10 protein-coding genes and 1 tRNA gene are annotated in these 12701 nt (G+C 70.1%); 8 read left to right on the top strand and 3 right to left on the bottom strand.

What is annotated here, in order from left to right; translation table 11 throughout:
* Position 1: 1 nt before the first annotated feature.
* Positions 2-1477, bottom strand: a complete 1476-nt coding sequence (locus Q9S36_RS09775) for a DUF222 domain-containing protein (RefSeq protein WP_311284939.1) — start codon at positions 1475-1477, stop codon at positions 2-4.
* 93 nt (positions 1478-1570) lie between these two features.
* On the bottom strand, positions 1571-2059 hold the full coding sequence (locus tag Q9S36_RS09770) for a YajQ family cyclic di-GMP-binding protein (protein ID WP_311284938.1): 489 nt from the start codon (positions 2057-2059) through the stop codon (positions 1571-1573).
* Between the two features lie 244 nt (positions 2060-2303).
* Here Q9S36_RS09770 and Q9S36_RS09765 point away from each other — a divergent pair, with 244 nt between their 5' ends.
* From Q9S36_RS09765 to Q9S36_RS09730, 8 genes are all read left to right on the top strand, one after another.
* Entirely contained in the window at positions 2304-3563 is a 1260-nt protein-coding gene (locus Q9S36_RS09765; RefSeq protein WP_311284937.1) for a maltose ABC transporter substrate-binding protein, read from the top strand.
* An 88-nt stretch (positions 3564-3651) separates the two neighbouring features.
* On the top strand, positions 3652-5244 hold the full coding sequence (locus Q9S36_RS09760; RefSeq protein ID WP_311284936.1) for an ABC transporter permease subunit: 1593 nt from the start codon (positions 3652-3654) through the stop codon (positions 5242-5244).
* Entirely contained in the window at positions 5244-6197 is a 954-nt protein-coding gene (locus Q9S36_RS09755; protein ID WP_311284935.1) for a sugar ABC transporter permease, read from the top strand. Before Q9S36_RS09760 ends, Q9S36_RS09755 begins: the two co-directional genes overlap by 1 nt.
* A gap of 15 nt (positions 6198-6212) precedes the next feature.
* Complete coding sequence (locus Q9S36_RS09750; RefSeq protein WP_311284934.1) at positions 6213-8174, top strand: glycoside hydrolase family 13 protein; 1962 nt, start codon at positions 6213-6215, stop codon at positions 8172-8174.
* Between the two features lie 81 nt (positions 8175-8255).
* Positions 8256-8756, top strand: coding sequence for an FBP domain-containing protein (locus tag Q9S36_RS09745; RefSeq protein ID WP_311284933.1), 501 nt, complete (start codon positions 8256-8258; stop codon positions 8754-8756).
* Positions 8753-9670, top strand: a complete 918-nt coding sequence (locus tag Q9S36_RS09740) for a PfkB family carbohydrate kinase (protein WP_311284932.1) — start codon at positions 8753-8755, stop codon at positions 9668-9670. Before Q9S36_RS09745 ends, Q9S36_RS09740 begins: the two co-directional genes overlap by 4 nt.
* Before the next feature lie 99 nt (positions 9671-9769).
* Positions 9770-9851 (top strand) — tRNA-Tyr (locus Q9S36_RS09735).
* Positions 9852-9984: 133 nt separating this feature from the next.
* Positions 9985-11076: a hypothetical protein gene (locus tag Q9S36_RS09730; RefSeq protein WP_311284930.1), complete on the top strand. Its 1092-nt coding sequence runs from the start codon at positions 9985-9987 to the stop codon at positions 11074-11076.
* A 6-nt stretch (positions 11077-11082) separates the two neighbouring features.
* On the opposite strand, the gene Q9S36_RS09725 is transcribed toward Q9S36_RS09730, so the two are convergent.
* Complete coding sequence (locus Q9S36_RS09725; RefSeq protein WP_311284929.1) at positions 11083-12699, bottom strand: NAD(P)/FAD-dependent oxidoreductase; 1617 nt, start codon at positions 12697-12699, stop codon at positions 11083-11085.
* Between the last annotated feature and the right edge of the window lie 2 nt (positions 12700-12701).

The raw sequence follows: 12701 nt of genomic DNA, 5'->3' as shown, positions 1-12701 counted from the left end.
TTCAGAAGGGCGGGGGGTCGTGTTCGGGGTCGGTGGTGAAGTGGGTGCGGCTCGTCGGGTGGGACGGGTAGCGGCGTCCGGTCGGGCTCGTCCAGTGGAGGATGCCGCCGGGATGTTGTTCCACGGTCCAGGGGGTGTGGTGCTTGAGGGTGTGGTGGCGGCGGCAGAGGTGGGCGAGGTTGCCGATGGTGGTGGGGCCGCCTTCGGCCCAGTCGACGGTGTGGTCGATGTCGGTGCGCGCGGTGGGTTGGCGGCATCCGGGGAATCGGCAGTGCTGATCTCGGATGTTGAGGTGTCGGCGCATCGCGGCGGTGGGGTCGTGGCGGTCGACGCTCAGGACGGAGCCGGTGATGGGGTGGGTGAGGATGCGGTTCCAGGCGGGGGCGCCGGCGGTGAGGTGTCGCGCGGTGTCGGCATCGATGGGGCCGTGTCCGGTGAGAGCGGCGGTGTCGAAAGGGTCGTCGAGGGGGGAATCGAGGAGGGTCAGGACGGGGACGGTGATGTTCACCGTCGCGTGGATCGCGCGCAGGCCGGTGTCGCGGGTGCCGGTGTGTGCGGTGGGGTCGGTGGTGAGGATCATGTCGGCGATGAGGTCGGCGCGCAGCTGGTCCATGGTGCGGTGGGCGGCGGAGAGGGCGTCCGCGCGGGTGCGGAGGGTGGCGGCGTGTTCCCATGCCGTGTCCGCACGGTGACGCGCGGCAGCGGCCTCGTCATCTGTGGCTGTGGTCCCCGCTGCACGCTGGATGGCGCGGGCTTCTCGTTCCGCGGCTTTCGCGGCGCGTTCGGCGTGGGCGGCGGCGGTCTTCGCGTCGCGTTGCGCGAGAGTGTCGGCGTCGGTGACGTCGCGGGCCATGCGGGAGACACGGTCGTAGATGCCGTGGACGATCACCGCGGGGCCGGTCAGCTGCAGCATCGCCATTTCGTCGTCGAGGTCGTGCAGCTGCAGGGCGCGACTCGCAGCTGCGGACGTGTGGCGTTGGTGCGTGGTCTCGTTCAGGAACCATTGCGCGCGGCGTTTCGCGACCGGCCGCAGTCGTGACGCGGATTCCGCTTCGGCGTAGGGCAGCACGCTCGCCTCATAGTCCGCGCGCAGCTCGGGTTCGGTGATCCGCTCGCCCGCGTCGGCGATGACCCGGGCGTGGGTCAGCGAGATCCGTCCGGCGCGTAACGCGCGGACGGTCTCGGGGAAACAGGTCACCATGCGGTCGGCGTCGCCGATCTGACGCTGCACGGTCCGGTCCGACACCCGCAGCGCCGCGGCGATGTCGGCCGCGACCGACCGGTGCGCGAGTTCGGCGTCGGAGCGCGTGTATGCCGTCGCCGCCCAGTCCTGCGCGATCACCGCGGCCTGCGCGAACAGCTGCGCCTCGCGCGCCTGCAACGAGGCGATCTGCGCCCGCACGTCCACGACTTCATCCACGATCGGCCGCAACCGCACTGCGGCCACCGCTGCCGGAGTCGCAACCGTCGTCGTCATGCGAACATCATCACACCAACCTCGGACATCCGTTCGAAGGTGTGGAGGTGGTCCCGCCTATCGCACAGGTCGATCCCCGGCGCGGGGCCCGCGCTACCGGTAGTTGATGAACTGAAGGTCGACGTCGAGGTCGGCGGCCTTCAGCAGACGCTGCACCTCTTGCAGGTCGTCGCGCGACTTCGACTGCACGCGCAGTTCGTCGCCCTGGATCTGCGACTTGACGGACTTGGGGCCCTCGTCGCGGATGATCTTCGAGATCTTCTTCGCGTTCTCGGAGGAGATGCCGTCCTTGATCGTGGAGACGATCCGGAACTCCTTGCCGCTGGCGGCCGGCTCGCCGGACTCGAGGCTCTTGAGCGAGATCCCGCGCTTGATGAGCTTGGTCTGGAAGACGTCCAGCACCGCCTTGGCCCGCTCCTCGGAGTTCGCCTTGATCAGCACGGCCTCGCCGGACCACTCGATCGAGGCCCCGGTCCCCTTGAAGTCGTAGCGCTGCTCGACCTCTTTGCGCGCCTGGTTCAGCGCGTTGTCGGCCTCCTGGTGGTCAACCTTGCTCACGATGTCGAACGACGAATCAGCCATGGCGGGAAGTCTAGCGAGGTGGATGCCGTCGCACCCGTCGCCGGAAAGAGCCGGGCTGCAAGCGGTTTCAGCATCCGTCAAAAGTCACGGCCTGATATCGAACACCAGAGAGTGTTTGCGAGATCGGGCTCGGTGACGTAGAAATGTAAGCGCTTGCAGAATCTGCTGCAGGTCAGAAGGACGGACTTCTACGTGCCGCGGGGCCGAGAGTCCGCAACCAGGTACTCAAGAGAGGCACACACCAATGAAGGTGAACAAGAGGAGCATCGTCGGCTTCGCCGCGATCGCCGCGGTTTCCGCGCTCGCTCTTACCGGTTGCGCCGGTGGCGGCGACAACGGCGGCGGCAGCACCGACGGCGGCGACAACGGCGGCGGGGACACCACGCCCATCACCGTCTGGGTCGACATCGAGCGCAAGCCCGCTCTCGAAGAGGTCGCGGCGTCCTTCACCGAGGACACCGGCATCGACGTCGAGCTGGTCACCAAGGACTTCGCGACGGTCGACCAGGACTTCATCAGCCAGGTCCCGACCGGCGAGGGCCCCGACATCATCGTCAGCCCCCACGACAAGCTCGGCGCGTACGTCGCGGCCGGCGTGGTCGCGCCGCTCGAGATCGGTGACATCGCCGACCAGTTCGCCGAGTCCGCCATCCAGGCCATGACCTACGACGGCCAGGTCTACGGCGTGCCGTACTCGATCGAGAACGTCGCGCTCGTCCGCAACGCCGACCTGGTCTCGGAGCCCGTCGAGACGTTCGACGAGGTCATCGCGGCGGGCCGCGAAGCCGGCACCAAGTACCCCTTCCTCGTGGGCCTCTCGCCCGAGCAGGGTGACCCGTACCACCTGTACCCGCTGCAGACCTCGTTCGGCTCGCAGGTGTTCGCACAGGCCGAGGACGGCTCGTACGACGCCACCCAGCTGGTGCTGGGCGACGAGGCCGGCATCGAGTTCGCCACCGCCCTCAAGCAGTGGGGCGCCGACGGCATCCTCAACGCCAACATCGACGGCGACAAGGCTCGCGAGTTCTTCCTCGCCGGCGACTCGCCGTACTACCTCACCGGTCCGTGGAACATCCCCGCGATCAGCGAAGGCGGCATCAACTACGCCATCGACCCGCTCCCCAGCGCCGGTGGCGAAGAGGCTCGTCCGTTCGTGGGCGTCAACGGCTTCTTCCTCTCGAGCGAGTCGACCAACGCTCTGGCCGCGACGAACTTCATCGTCAACTACCTGAGCACCGAAGATGCCCAGCTGGCCCTCTACGAGGTCGGCGGGCGCCCGCCGGCACTGACCGCGGCCTACGAGACCGCTGCGGCAGAGGACCCCGACGTCGAGGCCTTCGGCGCCATCGGTGCCACCGGTGACCCCATGCCCGCCATCCCCGAGATGGGTGCCGTGTGGTCCGACTGGGGCAACGCCGAGCTGCAGCTCATCAAGGGCGACGGCGACCCGGCCCAGGTCTGGACGACCGCTGCCGAGAACATCCAGTCCAAGATCGGCGGCTGACACGCGAAAGCGAGGCGGGCGGGGTCTGTTCCAGACCTCGCCCGCCTCACTATCCTGATCCCACGGAATGCGAAGGAGCGTCCCACCGATGGCTGACGTCAAGACCGCGGCTTCTCGCCGAACCGCACCCGCCCCCCCCGGTGGCAACCTCTTCCGGCCGAATCGCAAACTCACCTCCGGCGGGCTCGTCGCCCTGCTGGTGAAGGTGATCCTGCTCGGCATCATCGACGCCCTGGCCGTCTTCGGCATCTGGGTGCTCATCGCCGACGAGAACTGGATCGCCGCGGCAGTCTTCCTGCTCGTCATCATCGGGGTCAACTACATCTACCTGCGCCCGGGCCTGCTGCCGGGCAAATACCTCACACCGGGACTGGCGTTCCTCGCCGTGTTCCAGATCTTCGTGATCATCTACACCGGCTACATCGCCTTCACGAACGCCGGTGACCAGCACAACACCACGAAGGATGCCGCGATCGAGCAGATCGTGCGCACCTCCCAGGTGCGCGTACCGGACTCCCCGACCTACCGCGTCCAGGTCCTCGAGCAGCTCGGGCAGTACGGCTTGCTGGTCACAGACCCCGACGGCCAGACCCTGTTCGGCACGAACGACCAGCCGCTGGACGAGGTCTCGGGCGTGCCGGCCGGCTGGAACGAGCTCAACCTCAGCCAGATCGTCAGCAACCAGGACGCCATCCTCGCGCTGAGCGTGCCTGTCTCGGACGACATCAACGACGGCGCGCTGCGAACGCCCGACGGGCAGAGCGCCTACATCTTCACCTCGAACCTCGAGTACGACGAGGCCGCCGACACCTTCACCAACCGCGACACCGGCGTCGTCTACGCCGACGACGGCAGAGGCGACTTCCGCGCCGAGGACGGGTCCAAGCTGACTCCGGGCTGGCGCGTGGTGATCGGCTGGGACAACTTCGCGTTCGCCTTCACCAACGACCAGATCCGCGACCCGCTGCTGCGCGTGACCATCTGGACGTTCGTCTTCGCAGCCGGGTCCACCCTCGTCTGCTTCGCGCTCGGGCTGTTCCTGGCGATCGTCCTGAACCACCCGACGCTGCGCGGCAAGAAGATCTACCGGATCCTCGTGATCCTGCCCTACGCCTTCCCCGCGTACCTGACGGGCCTGGTGTGGGCGGGCATGCTCAACCAGGAGTTCGGCTTCATCAACCAGGTCATCTTCGGCGGCGCCCAGATACCCTGGCTCTCCGATCCATGGCTGGCGAGGCTCTCGGTGATCCTCGTCAACATGTGGCTCGGCTACGGGTACATGTTCCTGGTGTGCACCGGCGCCCTGCAGTCGCTGCCGGACGACATCGTCGAGGCGGCCAAGATGGACGGCGCCGGCGCGTGGAAGACGTTCACCGCCGTGAAGCTGCCGCTGCTGTTCGTCGCCGTGGCGCCGCTGCTGATCGCCACCTTCGCGTACAACTTCAACAACTTCGGCGTGATCTACATGCTGACGCGAGGCAACCCGCGCTTCACCGACACGACGCTGGACATCGGCGCCACCGACATCATGATCACGATGGTCTACAAGGTGGCGTTCGGCGGCGGCGGCGGGCGCGACCTGGGCCTGGCATCGGCTCTGTCGATCCTGATCTTCATCATCGTGACGGTGGTGGCGATCGTCAGCTTCCGGCAGACCAAGGCACTGGAGGACCTGAACTGATGAGCGAGAAGATCGCACCGGGCGCCGGGTTCTCGGACGCCGTGGTCAAGGGAGCGGCCGTCGTCACCGACGACCGCGTCGAGCCGCCGCAGAACAGGCGGAGCGCCAAGAGCTGGTTCGTCGACACCGGGTGGCGTCACCTGGTGGCGTGGGCGGCGATCGTCTACGCGCTGTTCCCGCTGCTGTACATCCTGTCGGTGTCGGTGAACCCCATCGGCACCCTGACCGGATCCAACGTGCTGTTCCAGCGCTTCGACCCGCAGAATTACATCCGCCTGTTCACCGATCCGAGCGTCCCCTACGGCCGCTGGTACGTGAACTCGCTGTTCATCGCCGTCATCACCAGCGTCCTCACGGTGCTGCTGTGCGCGCTCGGTGCGTACGCGTTCTCGCGCATGCGGTTCAAGGGCCGTCGCTTCGGCCTGGTGACGCTGCTGGTGATGCAGATGTTCCCGCAGCTGCTGGCCATCACCGCCATCTTCCTGCTCATGATCCAGATCGGCGACGTCTTCCCGGCCATCGGCCTGGGCACGCACGCGGGCCTGATCATGATCTACCTCGGCGGCGCGCTGGGCGTGAACACGTTCCTCATGTACGGCTTCTTCAACACCGTCCCGTCGGCCATCGACGAGGCGGCGAAGATCGACGGCGCCGGTCACGCCCGCGTGTTCTTCACGATCATGCTGCCGCTGGTCACGCCGATCCTGGTGGTCGTGGGCCTGCTGAGCTTCATCGGCACGATCGGCGAGTTCGCGATCGCGAGCGTCGTGCTCACCAATCCCAGCCAGCAGACCGTCGCCATCGGGCTGTTCCAGCTCGTGTCGGGATTCCAGTCGCAGAACTGGGGCATCTTCTGCGCCGGCGCCGTCCTGGCCGCCCTGCCGGTGATGGTGTTCTTCCTCATGTCGCAGCGCTACATCGCCGGTGGGCTCGTCAGCGGCTCGGTCAAGTAACAACCGGGCCGCCGCGTGACGCTCCTGCCGCACCACGACGGCTCGCCCCTCTACGTCTCGACGCAGACGCCGGTGCTCGGCGAGACGGTCACGGTGCGCCTGCGGGTGCCCGCCTCGTACGGTCCGATCGTCGAGGTGGGCACCCGCTCCAACCCCGACCACGAACCCGAGTGGACCCGCGCGGTCCGCGCCGGCACCGCCGACGGGTGGGAGTGGTGGGACGCGCCGGTGACGGTGCGCAACCCCCGGCACGGGTACCGGTGGGTGCTTCGGCACGCGGACGGCCGCGTCGAATGGCTGAACCAGACCGGCATCCATTCGATCGAAACGCTGGATGCCGAGGACTTCGCCCTCGTGGCAGACCCGCCGCCCCCGGCGTGGATGGCCGATGCGGTGATGTACCAGGTGTTCCCCGACCGGTTCGCGCGGTCGGCCGCCGCCGCCGGGCGCGAGACGCCGGAGTGGGCGATCCCGGCTGAGTGGACCGACCCCGTCGACCCGCTGTTCCCCGGGCGGTCGCAGCAGTTCTACGGCGGCGACCTCGACGGCATCACCGGCAAGCTCGACCATCTGGCCGGGCTCGGGGTCAACCTGCTGTACCTGACCCCCGTCTTCCCGGCGGCGTCGAACCACCGCTACGACGCCTCGAGCTTCGATCACGTCGACCCGCTGCTCGGCGGCGACGAGGCGCTGATCCGCCTGGTGTCCGCGGCCCACGCCCGCGGCATCCGGGTGATCGGGGATCTGACGAGCAACCATTCCGGCGACCGGCACGAGTGGTTCCAGTCGGCACTCGGGCACCCGGGCGCCCCCGAAGAGGACTTCTACTACTTCACCGACGACGCCAACACCGAGTACCACTCGTGGCTCGGCACGCCGACGCTGCCGAAGTTCAACTGGGCGTCGCAGGAGCTGCGGAACCGCTTCATCGAGGGCGACCAGTCGGTCGTGGCGAAGTGGCTGAAGGCGCCGTTCCACCTGGACGGCTGGCGCATCGACGTCGCCAACATGACCGGACGCCTGGGCGACATCGACCTCAACGCCGAGGTGCGGCAGCTGCTGCGGCGGACGATGATCCAGATCAACCCCGACACGATGCTCGTCGCCGAGTCCACCAATGACGCCACGAGCGACCTGCAGGGCGACGGCTGGCACGGTGCGATGACGTACCCGGCGTTCACGCGGCCGCTGTGGGCGTGGCTGAGCGAGCCGACCGGAGCCCCGTACCTCACCGCCGACGGCGAAGAGCGCACGGAGCCCTGGTACTTCGGCCTGCCGATCGGCGGCATCCCGCGCTACACCGCCCGCCAGTTCGCCGACGCCGTCGTGCGGTTCGCCGGCGGCATCCCGTGGCGGGTGCGCCTGGGCAACATGCAGCCGCTCGACAGCCACGACACCGGCCGCTTCGCCACCCACGCCGCCCCGGGCACGATCCCCGTCGCCGTGGGCCTGTCGATGACGATGCCCGGGATGCCGGTGGTCTTCGCCGGCGACGAGTTCGGCCTGCCCGGGGTCGACGGCGAGATGAGCCGCACCCCGATGCCGTGGGGGACCGAGTCCGAGCCCGAGGTCGCCGAGCGGCTGGCGCTGTACCGGGATCTCATCCGGCTGCGGCGGGAGCACCCCGCGCTCGCCGTCGGAGGGATGCGGTGGCTGCACGTCGACGACGACGCCGTCGCGTTCGTCCGCGAGACGCAGGACGAGACGATCCTCGTCCTCGCCGCGCGTGGCCACGTCGACGCCGAGCTGCCCGCCGGCGCGGTCGAGGCGTCGAGTGCCGAGGTCCTCTACGGCGACGCGACCCTCGCGGTCGCCGAGGACGGCGGCGTGCTGCTGTCGGCCGACGGCCCCGTCTTCGCGGTGTGGCGGCTGGCGGGCGTGGACGCTCCCGCCGCAGCCGCGGTGCCGCAGCTCGACGAGCCGGACCTCGCGACGGCCGACGACGCGACCCCGGCGGGCGACGTCGAGGCACGGTGACGGCGCGGCTGAGGCTGCGGCATCCGCGGATCTTCCGCCGCATGGCGCCCCCGCTCGTACACTGAGGGTCGAGGTGATGCCATGCGTTCGCTGACCGAGGAGCAGATCCGCGCGTCGTTCGTCAACGGCTCGGCCGACGAGCTGAGACTGCTGACGGTGCCGCACGACTTCCCGCTGGTGGAGTGGGACCACCAGGACTTCTACGCGTGGCGCGATCCGCGCACCCGCGGACGCGGGTACCTGGTGACCGAGGTCGACGGGGAACCCCGCGGGATCGTGCTGCGGGCCTCGGAGGGCTCGTCGCAGGCCCGCGCCGCGATGTGCAACCTGTGCCACACGATGCAGCCGGCGGATCAGGTCTCGCTCTTCAGCGCCCGCAAGGCCGGTCGCGCGGGTGAGCACGGCGACAGCATCGGCACGTACATCTGCGCCGACCTGTCGTGCCACGAGAACGTCCGCCTCGCGGCGCCCCTCGCGCCCAACGAGGTGCGGGCGAGCGTCGACATGCGCATCGACGGCACCCGCCGCCGCACCGAGGCCTTCGTCGGCCGCGTACTCGAAACAGCAGGGAGCAGGACATGACCGGACCGGTGGTGGTGATCGGCGACGCACTCATCGATGAGCTGCGCGACGACAGCGGCGTCCGCGAGTTCGTCGGCGGAGCCGCCCTCAACGTCGCGGTCGGACTGTCGCGGCTGGGAGTCTCGACCGCGCTCATCGCGATGGTCGGCGACGACGAGGCGGGCGATCACATCCGCAGCTTCCTCGCCGACTTCGGTGTGCGGCTGATCCCGACCGCATCGCCGCTGGGCACCGCGCGCGCCGTGAGCACGCGCAGCGGCGGCGGCGAGCCCGAGTACGTCTTCAACGAGGCGTCGCAGCGGCGCCGCATCCGCTACGGCGACGCCGAGCGCGCAGCCATCGCCGAGGCGCCGCTCGTGGCCATCAGCTGCATCGCCCTCGACGACCTCGCACAGACGCGTGAGCTCGGCGAGGTGCTCAGCGCCACGGGCGTCCGATTCGCGATCGACCCGAACCCGCGCAGCGGCATGCTCTCGGACCGCGCGGAGTTCGTACGCGGCTTCGAGGGGCTCGCCGCCTCGGCGACCCTCGTCAAGGTCGGCGAGGACGACGCGACGCTGCTGTACGGCGAACCGCTCGACGCGCTGCGGGCGCGGCTGGTCGATCTCGGGGCGGGAGCGGTCCTGGCGACGTACGGCTCGGCGGGCGCGGCGATCGAGGCCGGGGGCGCGGTCGTGAATCGACCGATCTCGGCTCTGCCCGGGCGCATCGTCGACACCATGGGAGCGGGCGATGCCGCGTTCGCAGCCACCCTCGCCGCACTGCTCGACCGCTCGCCCGGCAACCAGGACGAATGGGGGGACGTGCTGCAGTACGCCATGGACGTCGCCGCCGCGACGTGCCGCTTCGAGGGCGCTCTGCTGCGCCTGCCTCGCGTGCTCGGGGACGACGACATCGACCGCATCGGCACCTGACGCCGCCGGGCCGCCTCGATTTCGGAGCACGGGCCGGGACAGAGTAGGATTGTTGATCGCGCCTCTGGTCGACTGAGAAAGCCGGGCGGGTGCGCACCTGGCGAGTTACCCAAGCGGCCAAAGGGATCTGACTGTAAATCAGCCGGCGTAGCCTTCGGGGGTTCGAATCCCTCACTCGCCACCGATTTCGAGGGGCTCCGCATCAGCGGAGCCCCTCGGTCGTTCCCGGGGTTCCGTCGGCGGCATCCCGTCGCGGGGTGGCCGCGTGCCAGGATGGTCGGGCGGGTGACGGCACCCGCGGAAGAGGGAACGCCATGAACGCGCCAGACCACACGACGCCGGTGACCGAACGCTCCGACGCGTCCACGTCGCCGTTGCTGCGCGCCGCGATCTGGGTCGCCATCGGCGCGCTCATCGCCGCCGCGATCGTCTGCGTGGTGTGGGTGCTGATCGGCTCGCAGAACGGGATCGTCGGGCGCGCGTTCCTCACGATCCTGCTGCTCGTCGGCTTCGCCGGCGTGGCGATCCTCGACGCACACCTGGCGCCTCGGCGTCCCGCATGGTTCGCTCTGGCGAGCATGGCGTCATGGGTGGCGGCCCTGCTCATCGGGGCCGTGCTCATCTGGATGCCGGAGCGCTACTCGTGGGGCGGCTTCACCCGCTTCGTGCAGTTCCTGCTGATCGTGCTCATCCTGCAGCTCGCGCTCCTGCACGTGCGGCTGTACGCCAAGGCGTTCCAGCGCTACGTCACCCCGTTCACGCAGACCGTCGCGATCGTCACGATCTCGCTCGTCGTCGCCCTGGCCGCCCTGCTCATCGTGCCGCTCGTGGTGAACGAGTGGGTCGACTTCCCCGAGCTGTACTGGCGCATCGTCGTGGCCGCGGCGATCCTCGCGGCGGTGGGCACCGCCCTCATCCCGCTGGTCAATGTGCTCTTCGCACCGAAGAAGCAGCAGGCGTTCCCGGGGCCGGCCTACGGTCATGCCCCCGCGGTCCCCGCCACCGCGCACGCGAATCAGCCCGCGGCAGCCGTCCCGGCCGCGGCACCGTCCCCGACGGCGGCGAACCCCGACGACACCGGCGAGCTGCTGCCGTGGCCGACCTTCGTCGACGGCGCCACGCCCCTGCCGATGATGCCCGACGGGTCGCCCGACTGGGGTGCCTACTACACCGGCTACCCGTCCGAGGGCGCTCAGGTCTTCGGATACCCGCAGCCCGCGCCCTACGGATCCCAGCCGGATGCCGCGCCGCCGGTTCCGGCCAGCCCCGCACCGCCCGTCCCGCCCGCCCCCGCGGTCCCGCCGGCGCCGTCGACCGCGGAAGAGCCGGCACCCCGCCCCGCCGCTCCGCCGGCTCCCGCACCCGAGGGCTTCCCGCCGCCCCCGCCCCTGCCGCCGCGCCCGTAACCCCGATCAGCGGTCGAGGATCTCGAGCGCTGCCATCGCGGCGTTGTGTCCGCCGATGCCGCTGACCGCGCCGCCGCGCCGAGCGCCCGATCCGCACAGCAGCACCGCCGCGTGTTCCGTCTGCACGCCCCACCGCCGGGCCGGGGAATCCAGCACGTCCGCGTCGTCGGCCCAGGGCCACGACAGAGGCCCATGGAAGATGTCGCCGGAGGTCATACCCAGGTCGTCCTCGAGGTCCGCCGTCGTGCGCACCTCGATGCAGGGGCTTCCGTCGGGGGCCACGAGGACGCAGTCGTCGATCGGTTCGGCCAGCACGGAGTCGAGCGAGCCACGAGCCGCAGCCAGCAGCTCGCTGCGCGCGGCATCCCTGTCGGCGCGAGCCACCAGGCGGTGCGGCACCTGCAGCCCGAACAGGGTCAGCGTCTGCGCGCCCTGCCCACGCAGGTCGGGGCCGAGGATCGTCGGGTCGGTGAGGGAATGGCAGTAGATCTCGGCCGGCAGCGGGTCGGGGACCCGCCCCGCGGTCGCGGCTGCGTGGGCGGCATCGAGCTGGGTGAGCGTCTCGTTGATGTGGAAGGTGCCGGCGAAAGCCGCCTCGGCGGCGACGCGCTCGTCGCGGAGGCGGGGGAGTCGACGCAGCAGCATGTTGACCTTCACCTGCGCGCCCTCGGGCTGCGCCCCTCCGGCCGGCGCGGTCTCGGCTGAGCCGGCCGATGCGGCATCCGAGCCCCCCAGCAGACGGGCCAGCACCGCCGGACCGACACCGCTCAGCACCAGCCGCGCGTGCACGTGCTCCCCGCCCGCGAGGGTCACCTCGCCGTCGGGCGTCACCGACTCGACCTCGACCCGGGTCCTCAGCTCTGCGCCGGCCTCGCGCGCGGCCCGGGCGAGCTCGCCGCTGACGGCGCCCATGCCGCCCACGGGCACATCCCAGTCGCCGGTGCTGCCGCCGATCACGTGATACAGGAAGCAGCGGTTCTGGCGCAGGTCCGCCTCGTCCGCGGCGGCGAACGTGCCGATGAGGCCGTCGGTGAGGGCGATGCCACGCGCGAGATCCGTAGCCAGGGCTCCGCGGACCATGCCGCCGAGCGGGTGCTCGACGAGTTCGCTCCAGAGCCGGTCGTCGCCGAGCCGTTCCCGGATGCTGCGCGCTGACGTCAGCGGCTCGGTCACCGTCGGGAACAGCAGTCGGGCCAGCGGTGCCAGTCGGTCGTAGAACGCCGCGAACCGCCCGGCCTCGGCCTCGTCGCCGGTCGTGCGCACGAAGGACGCGGCTGTGGCTGCGGCATCCCGCGTGTCGACGAGGACACCGCGCGTGGTGTCGGCCGGATCGGGGGTGTACGAGGAGTAGCGGCGCCGCAGCAGGGTGAGGCGCAGGCCGAGATCGTCGATGATCTGCCGGGGGAGGAGGCTCACGAGGTAGGAGTAGCGCGAGAGGCGCGCGTCCACGCCCGGCCACGGCCGTTCCGAAACGGCAGCGCCGCCGACATGGTCCAGACGCTCGAGCACGACCACGGAGCGACCGGCGCGCGCGAGGTAGGCCGCGGCGACGAGGGCGTTGTGGCCGCCGCCGACGATCGCGACGTCGTAGGTGCGGCGAGCGGGGGCGGAGGCCTCGGGCATGG

This window comes from Microbacterium sp. ARD31 (assembly GCF_031844425.1).
The sequence above is the reverse complement of the archived record's forward strand: the minus strand, read 5'-3'. Positions and strand labels throughout refer to the sequence as shown.

Excerpts from the sequence above, each read along its gene's own strand:
- Q9S36_RS09775 (WP_311284939.1), bottom strand. The coding sequence starts at position 1,477 with ATGACGACGACGGTTGCGACTCCGGCAGCGGTGGCCGCAGTGCGGTTG.
- Q9S36_RS09770 (WP_311284938.1), bottom strand. The coding sequence starts at position 2,059 with ATGGCTGATTCGTCGTTCGACATCGTGAGCAAGGTTGACCACCAGGAG.
- Q9S36_RS09730 (WP_311284930.1), top strand. The coding sequence starts at position 9,985 with ATGAACGCGCCAGACCACACGACGCCGGTGACCGAACGCTCCGACGCG.
- Q9S36_RS09740 (WP_311284932.1), top strand. The coding sequence starts at position 8,753 with ATGACCGGACCGGTGGTGGTGATCGGCGACGCACTCATCGATGAGCTG.
- Q9S36_RS09765 (WP_311284937.1), top strand. The coding sequence starts at position 2,304 with ATGAAGGTGAACAAGAGGAGCATCGTCGGCTTCGCCGCGATCGCCGCG.
- Q9S36_RS09745 (WP_311284933.1), top strand. The coding sequence starts at position 8,256 with ATGCGTTCGCTGACCGAGGAGCAGATCCGCGCGTCGTTCGTCAACGGC.
- Q9S36_RS09725 (WP_311284929.1), bottom strand. The coding sequence starts at position 12,699 with ATGCCCGAGGCCTCCGCCCCCGCTCGCCGCACCTACGACGTCGCGATC.
- Q9S36_RS09760 (WP_311284936.1), top strand. The coding sequence starts at position 3,652 with ATGGCTGACGTCAAGACCGCGGCTTCTCGCCGAACCGCACCCGCCCCC.
- Q9S36_RS09755 (WP_311284935.1), top strand. The coding sequence starts at position 5,244 with ATGAGCGAGAAGATCGCACCGGGCGCCGGGTTCTCGGACGCCGTGGTC.